This is a genomic window from Mesorhizobium sp. M0052 (assembly GCF_040323255.1).
Classification (GTDB): Bacteria; Pseudomonadota; Alphaproteobacteria; order Rhizobiales; family Rhizobiaceae; genus Mesorhizobium.
Genome location: NZ_JAMYUS010000019.1, coordinates 35,521 through 51,457, shown reverse-complemented (window position 1 = coordinate 51,457; position 15,937 = coordinate 35,521). Strand labels below are relative to the sequence as shown.

The 15,937-nt window shown below is 58.9% G+C and carries 16 protein-coding genes; 12 read left to right on the top strand and 4 right to left on the bottom strand.

Annotation, left to right across the window (positions count from 1 at the left end; translation table 11 throughout):
• Positions 1-6 precede the first annotated feature (6 nt).
• The gene (locus NKJ77_RS23605; RefSeq protein WP_050589835.1) at positions 7-777 is read left to right on the top strand and encodes a polysaccharide deacetylase family protein; all 771 of its coding nucleotides are present in this window, start codon (positions 7-9) and stop codon (positions 775-777) included.
• A gap of 165 nt (positions 778-942) precedes the next feature.
• On the opposite strand, the gene NKJ77_RS23600 is transcribed toward NKJ77_RS23605, so the two are convergent.
• Together NKJ77_RS23600 and NKJ77_RS23595 are read right to left on the bottom strand one after the other, a co-directional pair.
• The gene (locus NKJ77_RS23600; RefSeq protein ID WP_023731365.1) at positions 943-1,332 is read right to left on the bottom strand and encodes a DUF427 domain-containing protein; all 390 of its coding nucleotides are present in this window, start codon (positions 1,330-1,332) and stop codon (positions 943-945) included.
• Between the two features lie 160 nt (positions 1,333-1,492).
• Positions 1,493-1,852 (bottom strand): hypothetical protein, encoded by a 360-nt coding sequence (locus NKJ77_RS23595; RefSeq protein WP_023670697.1) that lies wholly within the window; start codon positions 1,850-1,852, stop codon positions 1,493-1,495.
• Positions 1,853-2,164: 312 nt separating this feature from the next.
• Between NKJ77_RS23595 and NKJ77_RS23590 the strand changes: the two genes are divergently transcribed.
• Positions 2,165-3,793 carry a fatty-acid--CoA ligase gene (locus NKJ77_RS23590; protein ID WP_023732079.1) on the top strand — a complete coding sequence of 543 codons (1,629 nt, stop codon included), beginning with the start codon at positions 2,165-2,167 and terminating at the stop codon, positions 3,791-3,793.
• 122 nt (positions 3,794-3,915) lie between these two features.
• Positions 3,916-4,698 carry a DUF1499 domain-containing protein gene (locus NKJ77_RS23585; protein WP_352535840.1) on the top strand — a complete coding sequence of 261 codons (783 nt, stop codon included), beginning with the start codon at positions 3,916-3,918 and terminating at the stop codon, positions 4,696-4,698.
• A 4-nt stretch (positions 4,699-4,702) separates the two neighbouring features.
• On the opposite strand, the gene NKJ77_RS23580 is transcribed toward NKJ77_RS23585, so the two are convergent.
• Positions 4,703-5,611: an MBL fold metallo-hydrolase gene (locus tag NKJ77_RS23580; protein ID WP_023692735.1), complete on the bottom strand. Its 909-nt coding sequence runs from the start codon at positions 5,609-5,611 to the stop codon at positions 4,703-4,705.
• Between the two features lie 117 nt (positions 5,612-5,728).
• On the opposite strand from NKJ77_RS23580, the gene NKJ77_RS23575 reads away from it, so the two are divergent.
• The 9 genes from NKJ77_RS23575 (at position 5,729) to NKJ77_RS23535 (ending at position 14,748) form a co-directional block, all read left to right on the top strand.
• Positions 5,729-6,322 (top strand): biotin transporter BioY, encoded by a 594-nt coding sequence (locus NKJ77_RS23575; RefSeq protein WP_023705510.1) that lies wholly within the window; start codon positions 5,729-5,731, stop codon positions 6,320-6,322.
• A 272-nt stretch (positions 6,323-6,594) separates the two neighbouring features.
• On the top strand, positions 6,595-7,476 hold the full coding sequence (rfbA, locus tag NKJ77_RS23570) for a glucose-1-phosphate thymidylyltransferase RfbA (protein ID WP_023816497.1): 882 nt from the start codon (positions 6,595-6,597) through the stop codon (positions 7,474-7,476).
• Position 7,477: 1 nt separating this feature from the next.
• On the top strand, positions 7,478-8,032 hold the full coding sequence (gene rfbC / locus NKJ77_RS23565) for a dTDP-4-dehydrorhamnose 3,5-epimerase (protein ID WP_352521908.1): 555 nt from the start codon (positions 7,478-7,480) through the stop codon (positions 8,030-8,032).
• 25 nt (positions 8,033-8,057) lie between these two features.
• Positions 8,058-9,152, top strand: a complete 1,095-nt coding sequence (gene rfbB / locus NKJ77_RS23560; RefSeq protein WP_023670704.1) for a dTDP-glucose 4,6-dehydratase — start codon at positions 8,058-8,060, stop codon at positions 9,150-9,152.
• Positions 9,149-10,057 carry a dTDP-4-dehydrorhamnose reductase gene (rfbD, locus tag NKJ77_RS23555; protein ID WP_352535839.1) on the top strand — a complete coding sequence of 303 codons (909 nt, stop codon included), beginning with the start codon at positions 9,149-9,151 and terminating at the stop codon, positions 10,055-10,057. Before rfbB ends, rfbD begins: the two co-directional genes overlap by 4 nt.
• The gene (locus NKJ77_RS23550) at positions 10,054-11,319 is read left to right on the top strand and encodes a class I SAM-dependent methyltransferase (protein ID WP_352535838.1); all 1,266 of its coding nucleotides are present in this window, start codon (positions 10,054-10,056) and stop codon (positions 11,317-11,319) included. Before rfbD ends, NKJ77_RS23550 begins: the two co-directional genes overlap by 4 nt.
• Before the next feature lie 4 nt (positions 11,320-11,323).
• Positions 11,324-12,331, top strand: coding sequence for a glycosyltransferase family 2 protein (locus tag NKJ77_RS23545; protein WP_352535837.1), 1,008 nt, complete (start codon positions 11,324-11,326; stop codon positions 12,329-12,331).
• A 110-nt stretch (positions 12,332-12,441) separates the two neighbouring features.
• The gene (locus NKJ77_RS23540; RefSeq protein ID WP_352535836.1) at positions 12,442-13,608 is read left to right on the top strand and encodes a glycosyltransferase family 4 protein; all 1,167 of its coding nucleotides are present in this window, start codon (positions 12,442-12,444) and stop codon (positions 13,606-13,608) included.
• Positions 13,609-13,776: 168 nt separating this feature from the next.
• Positions 13,777-14,748 (top strand): sulfotransferase family protein, encoded by a 972-nt coding sequence (locus NKJ77_RS23535; RefSeq protein ID WP_352535835.1) that lies wholly within the window; start codon positions 13,777-13,779, stop codon positions 14,746-14,748.
• Positions 14,749-14,818: 70 nt separating this feature from the next.
• Here NKJ77_RS23535 and NKJ77_RS23530 read toward each other — a convergent pair whose 3' ends face one another.
• A complete protein-coding gene (locus tag NKJ77_RS23530; RefSeq protein WP_352535834.1) occupies positions 14,819-15,934 on the bottom strand; it encodes a methyltransferase domain-containing protein in 1,116 nt (371 codons plus the stop codon).
• Positions 15,935-15,937 lie beyond the last annotated feature (3 nt).

Sequence of the window (15,937 nt, the reverse complement as noted above, 5' to 3'; positions counted from 1 at the left end):
GCGGCTATGACAGCGCCGATTCTCAGACAAGACAGGCATCCCTTGCAAAAGCTGTTTTGCGCCTTGGCGCTATCTATCGTGGCCGTGTCCTCGGCCCAGGCCGCGCCGCTTGTCGAGCCGGCGCTGCATCTGAAGGCTGAGGACGGTAGCAGTGTCGGCCGCGTCGCGCTTACGCTCGACGCCTGCGGCGGGCAGACCGATACGAGGATCCTGTCGGCGCTGGTGGAGAACCGGATTCCGGCGACGATCTTCGTCACCGGTATCTGGCTGAAGCGCAACGCCGCCGCCGTCGAGATCATGCGCGCGCATCCGGACCTGTTCGAACTGGAAAACCATGGCGGCCATCACATCCCGGCCGTTGACACGCCGCGCAAGATCTACGGCATCCGCAGCGCCGGCAGCCCAGAAGCGGTGCGGGCCGAAGTCGAATCGGGCGCCGCCGCTCTCGCTGGCACCGGCGAGCCGGCGCCGAAATGGTTTCGCGGCGCGACCGCCGAATACAGCCCGTCGGCTATCGCCATGATCCGCAAGCTTGGCTTCAAGGTCGCCGGCTTTTCGATCAACGGCGATGGCGGCTCGTTGCTCGGCGCAACAGAAACTGCCCGGCGCATCGCCGCCGCCAAGGATGGCGATGTCATCATCGCCCACATCAACCAGCCGACCCACGCCGCCGGCGAGGGCGTCGTGCAAGGTCTGCTCGCGCTGAAGGCCAAGGGGCTGATGTTCGTGCGGCTGGATGACGCCGACGGTGTCGGCAACGACGGGACGACTGATTAGGATTGGGCGGCGGCAGGCAGTTTCATCGCCTTTGGACTAACGTCGCCGACGTTTGAGATTAGCCGAGGCCTCTAAACGTCGTCATCCCAGGATGAAACAGGAGCGAAGCTCCGTCGCGAAGACCCTGGGATGACGAAGCGAGCAACGGCGGCTTGAGTCGCTTGCTCAGGCCGGTGCTGCTTCGATAGTGACCCTGTCGGGATAAAACGCGCCGTGGTCGCGAATCTCAGCCATTTCGTCGAAGGGCTGCTCATAGCCCCACATCGCGTCCTTGCCGGTCTCACCGGCCGGCAGCACGCTCCAGTAGCTGGCGTCGCCCTTGTAGGGGCAGTGGGTCGACAGGGTGGTTTTGCCGAGCTGGGTGAAGTCGATGTCTTCGAAGGGGATGTAGAATGCCTGGCGGTAGGGCGGTTCGGACAGAAGCTTCGCCCGCGTCGATGAGGCGATCACCGTATCGCCGGCACGCACGACCACGGTACCGCGATAGGGTTCGACGGTGATGACCTTGCCGGGATTGCTCTGAAAGCCGGGGGCGGGGTTGGCGATCTGGTCCATGCGGGGTTCTCCTTGTTCGATTGGGAGCACAGTCCGATTGAGAGCGTGCGGGATTGCTTCCCATGTCTCTAAAATGTGTCTGGAGAACCCGTTGCGCAAGCCTTCGCCAGTAGCCCAGAGCTGGCCTTCCGATCACTAAAAACGATCCCGCGTGGAATGCTCAGGCTGCGGTCTTGAACACGTCCATGAGGCCGGCATAGGCCGCGGCAATACCGGCTACCGGGTTGGTGCTTCTTGACGTCGTCTCGACCTTCAGTGGGCCGCCGCCTGTCGGCAAGGTGAGCAGCAGGAACTGGCGATTGCCGCCATCGCCGATCGATGCGGCGGCGACATGCTGGCCTTCGCCTTCGTTCTGGACGCACATTTTGAACAGCAGCGTGCCGCCGACCGCCTCAAGGGCGCCGCCGACCACCTCGACAAATTCGTCTTCGGAAACCTTTTTGGCCTCCGGCACGAGATCGGCCAGACTTGCGGCAAGCGTGTCTTCAAGCTCTTTGTCGTCGAGTTGAATATCGTCCAACTGCACGTCTTCGGCCCCGCTGTCAGCCAGCTGCCTGTCGTCGATCTGCCTGTCGTCGATCTGCTTGCCGTCGATCTGCTTGTCGTCGAGCTGCGTGTCCATGCGAACCTCTTTCAGTCGCCAATCCGCACCCCTACCCCGTTAACGAACCTTAACGTCGACGATGGCCGGATTGTGGCGGTTTTCCCCGCCTTTCGATCACTGCTTGCTTCAGCCGTTAACGGTTGGAGACGTCATGGCTGGACAATCCGTCCGTTCGTCCCACAATGGAACAAAAGACAGGAAAAACGAGGAAGCGATGGGAGGAACCAGATGCTCGGACTGATGCAGGAATGGCCGCTGCTCTGCCACAAGCTGATCGACAATGCCGAGCGGCAGCACGGGACGCGCGAGATCGTCTCGCGCTCGATCGAAGGTCCTGTCGTTCGCACCACCTATGCTGAAGTTCATCGCCGCGCGCTCAAGGTCGCTCAACGGTTGGAGCGCGATGGCTTTGTGCTCGGCGACCGCATCGCGACCCTGGCCTGGAACACGGCGCGCCACATAGAGGCCTGGTACGGCATCATGGGCATCGGCGCCATCTACCATACGCTTAACCCGCGTTTGTTCCCCGAGCAGATCGTCTGGATCATGAACAATGCGCAGGATAGAGGGATCTTCGTCGACCTGACCTTCATGCCGCTGCTGGAAAAGATCGCCGGCGCCGTCAAATCGCTGAAAAAGGTGATCGTCCTGACCGACAAGGCGCATCTGCCTGAAACGACGCTGCCGAATGTGGTTGCCTATGAGGACTGGCTGAACGAGGCCGATGGCGACTTCGCCTGGAAGGTTTTCGGCGAAAACACCGCAGCCGGCATGTGCTACACCTCCGGCACGACGGGCGATCCCAAAGGCGTGCTCTACAGCCACCGCTCGAATGTGCTGCATGCCATGATCGCCGCCATGCCCGACGCCATGGGCCTCTCCGCGCGGGACACGATCCTCCCCGTCGTGCCGATGTTTCATGCCAATGCCTGGGGCCTTGGCCAGAGCGCGCCGATGATCGGCGCCAAGCTGGTCATGCCCGGTTGCAAGATGGACGGCGCCTCGATCTACGAGCTGCTCGACACCGAGAAAGTGACCTTCAGCGCCGCCGTGCCGACCGTCTGGATGATGCTGCTGCAGCATCTCGAAGAGACCGGCAAGAAGCTTCCCCATCTCAGCAAAGTCGTCATCGGCGGCTCGTCCTGCCCGCGCGCCATCACCAGGAAATTCCAGGACAATTACGGCGTCGAAGTCATCCATGCCTGGGGCATGACCGAAATGTCGCCGCTCGGCACGCTGTGCACCATGAAGCCGCAATATCAAGCGCTCGAGGGCGAGGCCCGGCTCGATATCCAGGGCAAGCAGGGCTACCCGCCCTTCGGCGTCGAGATGAAGGTGACGGACGATGACGACAAGGAACTGCCCTGGGACGGCAAGACCTTCGGCCGGCTGAAGGTGCGCGGTCCAGCCGTCGCCAGCGCCTATTATGGCGGCGTCGGCGCCGAGCAGTTCGACAAGGACGGCTGGTTCGACACTGGCGATGTCGCCCATATCGATTCCGGCGGCTACATGCAGATCACCGATCGCGCCAAGGACGTCATCAAGTCGGGCGGCGAGTGGATATCGACCATCGACCTGGAGAACCTCGCCGTCGGCCATCCCGATGTCGCCGAGGCCGCGGCGATCGGCGTCCATCATTCGAAATGGGGCGAACGGCCCTTGCTGGTCGTGGTCGCCAAACCCGGCAAGGAGCCGAGCAAGGCGGACATACTGGCGTTCATGGACGGCAAGGTGGCGAAATGGTGGATGCCCGACGACGTCGCTTTCATCAGCGAAATCCCGCACACCGCCACCGGCAAGATCCAGAAGATCACCTTGCGCAAGCAGTTCAGCGACTACCGCCTGCCGACGGATTGACCGGGACCGTGCGTTTCCTTGACCTTCAAGCTACCGGCGGCAAAAACGTTAGGGCAGGGGATGTTCAATTTGAGCATCCTTTGCTCTAAGCGTCTGTGCGGGTTGGGGCGGTGCTGAAGACAATGGAATTTGACGAGCGGCAGACATCGAAGGCGGCCGGCTGGTCGCGGCGCACGGGCGCTTTTGCCCTGGTCCTGCTGCTGACCGTGCTGGCCGGCCATCATTTCGAACTGGTCGAAACGCCGGCCTTCCTGTGGGTGCTGGCGATCGTCGCCTTGCTTGCCGCGTTCGCTTTGCTGTTTGCCGGCCTCGCTTTGTCCCGGCTGTGGCATTTCGGTGACCGTGGCGGCCGCGACCTCTCGGTCGGCGCCCTGCTGGCGCTGCTGGTGCTGACGCCCTACGGCTTTGCCACCTATTTGGCGGCGACCACGCCGCCCCTGAGGGACATCACGACGGACCTCGACAATCCGCCAGTGCTCGACACCAGCGACCGCACCAAGGACATGAACGTGCTCGCGCTGCCAACGCCGGGCGAAGCGCGCCTGCAGGCCGACGCCTATCCGCTGGTCACCGGGCATAGCTACAATCTGCCTTTCGAAACCGTCGTCGACGCCGTTGAAACCGTGCTCGACCGCCGCGATTGGCAACTTACTGCGCCATATCCGGTGACGGACGGTCAGGACGAGGTGACGATATCGGCCGTTGCCCGGAGCTTCGTGGTCGGCCTGCCCGCCGACGTCGCCATCCGGGTCAGCAATGACGGCGACACGATCGTCGTCGAAATGCGCTCGGCCTCCCGCTACGGCCGCTACGACCTCGGCGACAATGCGGCGCGCATCGTCGGGTTCCTCGCCGAACTCGACCAGGAGGTTGCAGGGCAGGTGGGTGCCGCGCCGGCTGAATAGTTCTCTACCCCACCGGCACAAAAACGCCGTCGATGGCCGGGTCACCCTGGGTAGCAACCAGGCCGCGCGCCACCAGGTCCTCGAGATGGGCAAGCACCGACAGGCCGGCGGCGCCATGCAGGCGCGGGTCGGTGTCCCGGTAGATAGCCTTGACCATGTCCGGGATCGTCCGGTCGCTGTCGCGGATCCGCTCGAGGATCGCCCGTTCGCGCATCTTGCGATGGGTCTTGAGGCCGCGCATGAAGCTGCGCGGCGCGGTCACCGGGCCGCCATGGCCGGGCAGCAGCAGGCGATCGCCGCGCGCGATCAGCCTGTCGAGCGAGGCCATGTAGTCGGCCATCGCTCCGTCCGGCGGCGCCACGATCGATGTCGCCCACGCCATCACATGGTCGGCTGAAAACAGGATGCCAGTGCCTTCGAGCGCAAATGCCGCGTGATTGGCGGTGTGGCCCGGCGTCAGCACCGTCCGGATCGTCCAGTCATCGCCCTCGACCAGCGCATTGTCGGGCAACGCGATCTCCGGGACGAAAACCGTGTCGGCGCTGGCGTCGAGCGGGTTGATCTCGCCGATCCGCAGCGGCCTTGCCGGGCGGTGCGGGCCTTCGGCCAGTACAATAGCGCCGGTGTGCGCTTTCAGCCGGGCGGCCAGCGGAGAATGGTCGCGATGCGTGTGGCTGACGAAGATATGGCTGACCGGCCGGTTTGCGATCACCTTGAGCAGCGTCTGGAAATGCGCCTCGTCATCGGGGCCGGGATCGATCACCGCCAGCGTATCGCGCCCGACGATGTAGCTGTTGGTGCCGTGAAAGGTGAACGGGCTGGGGTTTTTGGCGGTGACGCGCAAGACGTCCGGCGCAACGGTGACGCCCTCGCCATAGGCCGGATCGAAGCTGGTGTCGAATTTGAGCGCCATGGCGGTGTCGTTGAATCTCTGTTCAGGAAGACGGCAAAACTGATTGCCGCATAACACGGAAGCCAATATAGAAAAACGCAAGGCCGCGATCTGCGGCAATCCGGATTGGGGAAGACCATGGCACTTGCAACGACGATGCGCCCGCTTGTTTCTCTCGCTTTGCCCCAGGAGGGCGCGCAGCGCCTGGCAACCCAGCTTTTGCTGGCGATCGCCGGAACGCTGCTTTTGACCCTGTCGGCCAAGACGAAAGTCGTGCTCGGGCCGGTCGACATCTCGATGCAGACGCTGGCCGTCCTGCTGATCGCCACCGCATTTGGCCTGCGGCTTGGCGTCGCTACCCTGCTTCTCTACATGGCCGAAGGCGCCATGGGCTTCCCGGTCTTCCAGAGCACGCCTGAAAAGGGCATCGGCATCGCCTACATGATCGGCGGCACCGGCGGTTATCTCGCCGGCTTCGTCGTCATGGCAGCCATTGTCGGCTGGGCCGCCGACCGCGGCTGGGACCGCCACCCGATCAAGCTGTTCAACGCCATGCTGGTCGCCGAAATCGTCATGATGGCCATGGGCTTTGCCTGGCTGGCCACCCTCATCGGCGTGGAAAAGGCGTGGCAGTTCGGCGTTTTGCCGTTCGTCCTCGGGGATTTGATCAAGGTTGCGCTCGCCGCCAGCCTGGTGCCGGCGGTATGGTCGCTGCTGCCCAAGCAGCCCTGAAACCGGACAAATGAATGAGCCGGCGGGCCCAGGGCCCGCCGGCTTTTTGTTGTCACGCGTCCGCCAGCCGATGGTGCAAGCCGGTTGCCAAATCGCCACGCCCATTTGCATCGTCAGCTTGTGCCTGGTCGGTCAAATTGCCGCGAGGCGGCAGATGCAGAGCAATTCTGGCGCCGATCCACGGCCGAGATTGAATTGACAAGCCATTGCGCGAAACCTAAGCACGGGCAACTTGATTTCGAGGCGGGGGCCGGTAATTCAAGGAGAGCTTGTTGAAGGGAATAATCCTTGCAGGAGGCAGCGGGACGCGTCTGTATCCCCTTACATTAGCGATCTCTAAGCAGATTCTGCCAATATACGACAAGCCGATGGTTTTTTATCCGCTGAGCGTCTTGATGCTCGCCGGTATCCGCCAGATTTTGATCATTTCGACACCTCGCGACTTGCCGGTGTTTCGGGAGTTGCTGGGCGACGGTTCGGAATTCGGGGTCGAATTCTCCTATGCCGAGCAGGCGCAGCCCAACGGGCTTGCCGAGGCCTTCATCATCGGCCGCGACTTCATCGGCAAGGATAATGTGTCGATGATTCTCGGCGACAACATCTATTTCGGCGAGGGCCTGTCGCAGCTCTGCCGCACTGCTGCGCAGCGCCAAAGCGGCGCGTCGGTGTTCGCCTACCATGTCGAGGACCCGCAGCGCTACGGCGTGGTGTCGTTCGACAAGCTCAGCGGCACGGCTTTGACAATCGAGGAGAAGCCGCGGGAGCCGAAGTCCAACTGGGCGGTCACCGGCCTCTATTTCTACGACAATGAGGTCGTCGACATCGCGTCGACGATCAAGCCCTCGGCGCGTGGCGAACTCGAGATCACGGCGGTCAACAACGTCTATCTCGAGCGCGGGAAATTGCATGTGCATCAGCTCGGCCGCGGCTATGCCTGGCTCGACACCGGCACGCATGACAGCCTGCATGAAGCCTCTTCCTTCGTGCGCACGATCGAGCACCGCCAGGGGATCAAGGTCGCCTGTCCTGAAGAAATCGCTTTCGAGCAGGGCTGGCTGACCGCCGACAAGGTGCTTGAGCGCGCCACGCGCCTGGGCAAGAACGAATACGCCGCCTATCTGCGCCGGCGTGTCACCGAGCTGACGGAGACATAGGGTGCTGGAAGTCAGGCAGCTCGGTTTGGACGGCGTGCTGGAAATTGTGCCGAAGCGGCACGGCGATGCGCGCGGTTATTTCATCGAAACCTGGAATGCCGAGGCCTTTGCCGAGGCCGGCATCGATCTGCGTTTCGTCCAGGACAATCATTCCTATTCGGCTGCCGCAGGTGTCGTGCGGGGGCTTCACTATCAACTGCCTCCACGCGCGCAGGACAAGTTGCTGCGTGTGATCCGAGGCAAGATTCTCGACGTGGCGGTCGACATCCGCCGCAGCTCGAAAACCTTCGGCAAATGGGTCGCGCTCGAAATATCGGCCGAGAGAGGCAACCAGATCCTGGTGCCGAAGGGTTTCGCGCACGGTTTCGTCACGCTCGTGCCGGACACCGAGGTTCTGTATAAGGTCACCGACACCTATTCGCCGGCGCATGATCGATCGATCCGTTTCGACGATCCTGATATCGGCATCGATTGGCCGTCGCCGGCCGGCGCCTTCGAGCTCTCGGCCAAGGACCTCAAGGCGCCGGCGCTTGCTGAGGCCGAGGTGTTCGCATGACGCGCGACGATGTGAGGAGAGCGCCATGAATTTTCTGGTGACAGGCGGTGCCGGCTTCATCGGCTCGGCCGTGTGCCGGCATTTGTGCGCCAATCCGGCCTACCATGTGACCAATCTCGACAAGCTCACCTATGCCGGCAATCTGGCCTCGCTGCGCACCATCGAGAATGCACACAACTACAAATTTGCGCAGGCCGACATCTGTGACGAGCGGGCGGTTCTCGACATCCTCCACCGCGACGAGATCGACGTCGTCATGAACCTCGCCGCCGAAAGCCATGTCGACCGCTCGATCGACGGACCCGGCGCCTTCATCGAGACCAACATCGTCGGCACCTACCGGGTGCTGAATTCGGCGCTCGAATATTGGCGCGGCCTTGACGAGGACAGGAAGGCGCGCTTCCGCTTCCACCATGTCTCGACCGACGAGGTGTTCGGCGATCTGCCCTTCGATGGCGGCATGTTCGTGGAGGAGACGCCTTACGCGCCATCCTCGCCCTATTCCGCCTCCAAGGCCGCATCCGACCATCTGGTGCGGGCCTGGCACGAGACGTACGGCCTGCCGGTCGTGCTCTCCAACTGTTCGAACAATTACGGGCCTTATCACTTCCCCGAAAAGCTGATCCCGCTGGTCATCCTCAACGCGCTCGACGAAAAGCCGCTGCCGGTCTACGGCGCTGGCGCCAATGTGCGCGACTGGCTGTTCGTCGAGGATCACGCCCGTGCTCTGGAACTGGTCGCCACAAAGGGCCAGCCCGGCGAAAGTTACAATGTCGGCGGCAATTCCGAGCGTACCAACCTTGGCGTCGTCGAGACGATCTGCGGCCTGCTCGACATCAGGCGTCCGCGCAGCGGCGGCAGGAGCTACCGCGATTTGATCAGCTTCGTCACCGATCGGCCCGGCCACGACCGCCGCTATGCAATCGATGCCTCCAAGATCGGCCGGGATCTCGGTTGGGCGCCGGCGGAGAGTTTCGACAGCGGCCTTGCAAGGACCGTCGACTGGTTCCTCGACAACAAATGGTGGTGGGGACCGATCCGCGAGCAGCGCTACGCCGGCGAGCGGCTGGGGCAAGTCCGGTCGCGCGGCCAGGTTGAAGGCAGGAAGGGCGCGGCGTGAGGCTGGTTGTCACCGGACGCGACGGTCAGGTCGCTGCCAGCCTGCTGGAGGCCGGGCAGAGGCGCGATGGCATCGAGGTCGTCACCCTCGGCCGCCCAGTGCTCGATCTGGCGCGGCCCGATACGGTGTTCGACGCACTCGCGGCAGCGCGGCCGGATATCGTGGTGTCGGCTGCCGCCTACACCGCGGTCGACCAGGCCGAGGACGAGCCCGATCTTGCCTTCGCTGTGAACGCCGTCGGCGCCGGCAAGGTCGCCGAGGCGGCCGCGAAGCTCGGCGTGCCCGTAATCCATCTGTCGACCGACTACGTCTTCGATGGCACCAAGGACGGCGCCTATGTCGAGACCGACGCCACCGCACCGCTCGGCGTCTACGGCGCCTCCAAGCTTGCCGGCGAGCTGGCCGTGGCCGCCGTCAATCCGCGCCATCTGATCCTGCGCACCGCCTGGGTCTACAGCCCGTTCGGCAAGAATTTCGTGAAAACCATGCTGCGGCTGGCCGGCGACCGCGACGAGATCGCCGTGGTCGCCGACCAATGGGGAAATCCGACTTCGGCGCTTGATATTGCCGATGCGATCCTGCATGCGGCGGCGATGTTGCGCGACGACGAGGCGTTTGACGGTTACGGCATCTATCATCTGGCCGGCACCGGGGGGATCAACTGGAGCGGCTTTGCCCGTCATATTTTGGAGACCAGCCGCGCTCATGGTGGTCCTTATGCGCGGGTAGGTAACGTCAAGACCAAGGACTACCCAACCAAGGCGTGTCGCCCTCGCAATTCGCGGCTGTCGACGGCCAAATTCTCTGCCGTGTTCGGATGGACGTCCCCGGAGTGGCCGGAAGCGACGGAAGTGGTGGCACACCGTCTCTTGAGCGGAGAGACGAAACTGGCATTGATAACATGAACAAGTATCCATCACCTGACGCACTGCAGGACGTGAGGTCGACAAAGGGAAGAGATAAGTCACTTCGCAACATCTACGAGGAACATACCGGAAAAATATCGGACAAATGGTCGATTTATTTGGACGCATATGAAGATATATTTTCGGATTTCCGAAACAAGCCTGTTCGACTTCTGGAAATTGGCGTTCAGAACGGCGGTTCGCTGGAAATCTGGCGGCAGTATTTTCCGCAAGCAGAGCTTATTGTAGGCTGCGATATCAATGCGGCCAGTGGTAAGCTGACCTTCGATGATGAGAAGATCGCAGTTATCGTCGGCGATGCCAACACCGCCGACGTCGAACGCGACATTGTCGCCCAGACCGCAAAATTCGACATCATTATTGATGACGGCTCGCACCGATCCTCGGATATCATACGCTCTTTCGCCCGCTACTTCCCTCATCTTGCGGTGGGAGGCCTGTACGTAGCTGAAGATTTGCACTGCAGTTACTGGGGTAAGTATGAGGGCGGCCTATATGATCCTCTTTCCTCCATGTCATTTTTCAAACGTCTGCTTGACGTGGTCAACTATGAGCATTGGGGACTACACCACCTTCGTGTCGATGTGCTGGCCGCGTTTTCTCAGAAGTACGACGCCGTGTTCGAGGAAACTTCCCTGGCTTCGATCCACTCCATCGGGTTCTTGAACTCGCTTTGCATCGTCGCCAAACGTCCGTCACAGGAAAATGTTCTGGGTCCCCGTCGTGTGGAAGGCCGGGTTGCACTTGTCGAGGGCAGCATGCTGGCCCTGAACGGTACGGTAAACATACCGATCGATGAGACCGGGAATCCATGGTCGTTGCGTCGTGCGACAATGGAAGAGGAGATTGAAGCCAACCGGGAACTGGTCGAACACCAAATGGCTCGCATAGAGGCGCTCTCCAATGAGATCGCGCAGCGCGATGTCGAGATCGCGAATGAGATCGCGCAGCACGATGCCGAAATCGCGAGGCTGGCGGGCGAGAGCAAGGCTCATGAGGCTCTGGCCGGACAGTTGCTTGCCGAGCGGGAGCAAGCGCGCTCCGAGGAAAAGCGGCTGCGTAGCGTTCTCGATGCCGTTTATGCAAGCACCTCATGGCGCGTAGCCATGCCGATGAGAGCAGCAAAGCGCCTTTTGGTTGGCTTTGGAAAGGTCGGGCGAAAATTAACTCCCGGTGCACATCGGACCTCCAACTCTCCTGTTTCGCGGAATAGGACGAGCGACAATTCGAAAACCGGATGAGACCATGAGCGCCGATCCAAACAATAAACTTCCGGTATTTTCAGCAGCGAAGCCTTTAGTGTCCGTGATTATTCCTGTGAAGAACGGACTGCCGCAATTCAAGCGCGTCATCGAGATGGTTTCCAAGCAGGAATTCGAACAGGGATTTGAGGTAATTGTTATCGACTCCGGCTCAAAGGACGGCTCTAAGCAATTGGTGCCGACCAACGACCCTAGATTCAAATTAATCGAGATAGAGCCTTGCTCGTTTGGGCACGGAAGGACAAGGAACCTTGGCGTTCGTGAAGCAAGGGGAGAATTCTGCGCTTTCCTAACACATGATGCTTGTCCCGCCAATTCTTTTTGGTTGAAGGAACTGGTGAGACCGCTCTTGGAGGATGATCAGGTTGCTGGTGTATTCGGTCGCCATGCAGCCTACGAGGACGCAACGCCGTTCACGGCTTGGGAGATCGACACTCATTTTTTGGGATTAAGAAATTGGCCGAAAGTCTGGATCAGCGACGCGAGATTGTATTCGAAAACGCAGGGCGTTCGACAGGTATTTCATTTCTATTCTGACAATTCATCCTGTCTACGCAAGTCTGTGTGGCAAGATTATCCTTATCCAGACGTTGATTTTGCAGAAGATCAACTATGGGCAAAGGTGGTAATTGAAGCCGGTTTTCGTAAGGCCTTTTCATGGGATTCGTTGGTGAACCATTCTCATGAATACTCTCTATGGCAAAGGGTGCAGCGAAGTTATGATGAAGCAAAGGCATTCAGAGAGCTGTTCGGATACAAGTTGTGCCCGACAGTGCGGTATTTGTTCGGGCAAGCTTTGAGAACCAGCGCGCGCGATGTTGCGCTCGCGTTTAAGAATGGTTGGGTAATTTCTCATCCCGTAGCTACTTTCAAGAAACCTCTAGATAATTTAGCACGACAGGTCGGGTATTACATCGGGACCAATAGTTCTAAGTTTGCGAGAAAATACGGTAATGCGTTGTCCAGAGACAAGCAATTGCACGCTAGATAGGGGTCGTTTTGGATATGCTGTCATCAAATCTTTCAAAATTTGCAAGGACTGTACGGCGAGAGGGATGGCGGGTCGCGACACGCAAGGCTGTTTCTCGAGTGATTGCAACGATGCCGCCAGTCATTCAGGGCAAACAAGACGCTATTGGGCACTATGAATTTCTTCTGGGGGAGGAGCAGGGTTTCGGATTGAGGATCACCCATGAGAATACTCCGATCGGCTCGATGACGTGGGTAATCCCAGACTTCAATGCGTCTTCAGGTGGCCACATAAATATTGTTCGCATGATGCGACTTCTGAAAGATCGAGGGTTCCCCAACCAGCATGTCGTGGTTATGGAACCGCATCGATGGAATTCTGTGGAAGAAGCGCAAATGGCGTTCAACCAGGCTTTCGGAGATCACGGGATTACAATTTCGCTCGGCGTTCGCTCAATCGAGCCGTGCAATTATCTGGTTGCCACGGGCTGGCAGACCGCCTATTGGGTTTCCAAATTTCGCGACACAGAGCATAAATTATACTTTGTTCAAGATTTTGAACCAGAATTTTATGCGCATGGTAGCGAATATTCGTTTGCAGAGAATACCTATAAGCTTGGTATGACAGGTATTACTGCCGGGACATGGTTGGCAGAAAAACTTAGCCGAGAATATGGAATGACGACGTTTCCGTATTCGTTCGCTTGTGACCTCAGTCTTTATAATCCGCAAAGAAGACGTTCGGGCTCCGTAAGGCATATACTTTTCTATGCTAGGCCAGTCACCCCGAGACGTGGATTCGAAATGGGTCTTCTCGCTCTGAAGAAAGTCTGTGAGAGGCTTCCGGATGTTGCGGTGATCTTTGCAGGTTGGGATGTCGGAGCGTACGAGATTCCTTTTCATCATCTCAATGCAGGCACGGTTTCCATTGGAGAATTGCCGGACCTGTACTCACAATGCGACGTCGCCCTAATTCTCTCGGCAACCAATCTTTCGTTGCTCCCGCTTGAAGTCGCAGCTTGCGGCTGTCCTGTAGTGCTTAACAGAGGGCCTCAGTCTGAGTGGCTCATGTCCGATGAGGAGGCTGTATACTGCGATATGAGTGTGGATGGGATATCACAAGCCTTGATCAGGCTATTGGAAGACCCGGTCGGAGCAGCTAGGATTGCAGAAGCGGGCTTGAGACGCGCGAGGGCAGGCAGTTGGGATTCCGAGGCAGACAAGTTGGCGGCATTCCTCGAGTCCCTATCTAGGGAGGCCGTCCATGCGCGCCCCTCAGCGATCAAGCACGAGGCATGAATTGTTTCACACCAGGAGGCCGGGTCGCTGGGACCTCGCAACAAATCTGAGTGGAACTGTGCATCTTGGCTCACGGTCTCGGTGGAGAGGAATTTGAGTGGGAACGATCTTGAAGATGCTTCCTATCACCGCTAGGAAGCCCCGCCTTCCCAGCGGAGACCACATTACATGATTGTCAAGCCCGGCTTCGACACTAATACCAAGACAATCGTGATCATTGGAGTGCAGCGCGGCGGGACATCGATGGTCGCTGGGATAGCGCGGGAGCTTGGGGTCAACCTTGGGCGGAACCTCGGCAACAACCATGAAGATCCAGAATTCATCACGGAAGACCTACAGGCGATCAAGAAGGTAGTCGCTCATCGTGACGCGAAGTACAATGTATGGGGCTGGAAGATGCCCCACTCTTCCGAGTATATCGTGCGGTTGCTGCCTCACCTTCGCAACCCATTCGTGATCGTTGTGTTCCGCAATCTGGCCGCGATAGCCGAGAGTCAGATGAAGCAATCGGATGTAAATTTTCGCGATGCATTCAGCTTTTCGGCAACACGCTTGGCGCAGGTAGCTTCTGCAACTCAAGAGATCGATTGTCCTCTCATGATCGTCAACTATGAGCGGGCGGTGCTGAAGCCCTCGAATTTATTAGATGAGTTGTGCGCCTTCCTCCATCTGCGGCCATCGGAGGACGAGCGCGAACGAGCTCTCGCGATGACCGACCCGCAGCGCGGCTACGTCAGAACCAAGAAGGAAGACTGGACGGCCCGGGTATCAAAGGCGGAGAGTTTCGATTTCGGATCAAAAGACGCGATTGAGGCCTTCCAGTGTAATGTAGGACTATCTCTGGTCGACAATTGGATCCAGAAGGATGGTGATCAACCGCACATCCTGTTGGAAGGCCTAGCAGGTTACAAGCGGGTATATCTATCGTTTGTAAGGCGCAGCGCTCCGGCCTTTATCGATCTATGTGTCAACACAGGCGACGGCTACACTGACGGCCTCACCGACAGGATTCAGCTATTCCACGGCGAGAACGTGATCACCATTGACGCGGAAAGTATCAATGGGATTGCGATCTATCCACAGTTTGACGGAGCCGCGTCAAACACGGGCCTTTTCAGGATAACCGTTGATAAGGCATGACCAAATCGCCATCGAGGCACCTCGCTTGGAAGCATATCCTTGGTTTCGTAGCACTCGCCTAATGGACGTTTCACGCTCTTTTTGAAAATACCGTCGTTGTGCCCCACGCGATTTCGAACTGCTTTTCAAGCGAGAGACGCGTAAGAGGGGGATCTTCATCTCTTGCAAACCGTTCAGCCAGCGAGAAAATCTCTCGCACCGGCATGTTCAGAAATTCCTCTCGCACTCCAGCATCAAGTCCCGAATGATAGACTCGAAGTATCTGATTTAATGTGTTTATTGGATGGTTCGAGCGGTGGATCGTTTGGCTCTCAACGTCGAGCTGCTCAAATAGCTTCGTTGCACCAGATCGAGTTGCATTAAAATAATGGGACGGATAACCGTGCTCCGCCTGTAAGAATGGGATCATCAGAAGAAGTTTGCCACCGGGCTTCAGCACCCGTACCAGTTCCCTTGCGCATTGGAAGGGGTCATCTACATGCTCAAGAACAGCCAGTGATAGTATCCCCGCGAACGAGTTATCCTTGAAGGGTAGAGATTGTCCTATCGCAAGGACGTCTGTGCTGGGATAGTCATAGATCTCTACGTTTATCACGTTTGGAACCGGGCGCTTTCTCAGGCCAGCCCCAGCATCTAGTGCAATGGCTCCACTAGGCAATCGCTTGAGGAATTCATGAATCATTCCGCCGTAGAAATGCGAAGAGACAGCATCAATTTTAGATTCGAGTTGTGGCGAAATGGGCCAGCCTTCCGGCAGCGCCGACGGTGCTACGCAGCCCTCGCATTGTTGCAAGTCACGGTTCAAGATTTGCTTCAAAATATCAAGCTTGGCAGCTTGATTGGCTCTGCAACTGTTAGCCAAAGCAATCGCCTCATCAGTTACGGCAACTGCCACGTCGGCTGCCCTCTCGCCCTCAGCCCTGAATATCAGGTCCAACGTTCCCGCTTTGTGTATCTCGTTTCGTACGAAATCCACGTAAAAAGTGAAGCCAACGCCCTGAGAAGGGTCAAGATCAGCCCTCCGGTACGTTGATGATCGAAATTTCCCTGTTCGACCGTCCAAGGTTTCATAGCCAATGGAAATTTCAGTACCAAACGGCTTCGCGATCCAACCGTTAACGGCGTCGATTGGATGTCGTAGAAGCCTATCTCTGGGCTGGTCAATTTCTACTCTGGTTAGGCCCATGAA

Bases quoted from the DNA above. Each gene is read 5' to 3' on its own strand.
- NKJ77_RS23550 (WP_352535838.1), top strand. From the start codon at position 10,054: ATGAACAAGTATCCATCACCTGACGCACTGCAGGACGTGAGGTCGACA.
- rfbB (WP_023670704.1), top strand. From the start codon at position 8,058: ATGAATTTTCTGGTGACAGGCGGTGCCGGCTTCATCGGCTCGGCCGTG.
- NKJ77_RS23600 (WP_023731365.1), bottom strand. From the start codon at position 1,332: ATGGACCAGATCGCCAACCCCGCCCCCGGCTTTCAGAGCAATCCCGGC.
- NKJ77_RS23605 (WP_050589835.1), top strand. From the start codon at position 7: ATGACAGCGCCGATTCTCAGACAAGACAGGCATCCCTTGCAAAAGCTG.
- NKJ77_RS23545 (WP_352535837.1), top strand. From the start codon at position 11,324: ATGAGCGCCGATCCAAACAATAAACTTCCGGTATTTTCAGCAGCGAAG.
- NKJ77_RS23585 (WP_352535840.1), top strand. From the start codon at position 3,916: ATGGAATTTGACGAGCGGCAGACATCGAAGGCGGCCGGCTGGTCGCGG.
- NKJ77_RS23535 (WP_352535835.1), top strand. From the start codon at position 13,777: ATGATTGTCAAGCCCGGCTTCGACACTAATACCAAGACAATCGTGATC.
- NKJ77_RS23540 (WP_352535836.1), top strand. From the start codon at position 12,442: ATGCCGCCAGTCATTCAGGGCAAACAAGACGCTATTGGGCACTATGAA.
- NKJ77_RS23590 (WP_023732079.1), top strand. From the start codon at position 2,165: ATGCTCGGACTGATGCAGGAATGGCCGCTGCTCTGCCACAAGCTGATC.
- NKJ77_RS23530 (WP_352535834.1), bottom strand. From the start codon at position 15,934: ATGGGCCTAACCAGAGTAGAAATTGACCAGCCCAGAGATAGGCTTCTA.
- NKJ77_RS23575 (WP_023705510.1), top strand. From the start codon at position 5,729: ATGGCACTTGCAACGACGATGCGCCCGCTTGTTTCTCTCGCTTTGCCC.
- NKJ77_RS23580 (WP_023692735.1), bottom strand. From the start codon at position 5,611: ATGGCGCTCAAATTCGACACCAGCTTCGATCCGGCCTATGGCGAGGGC.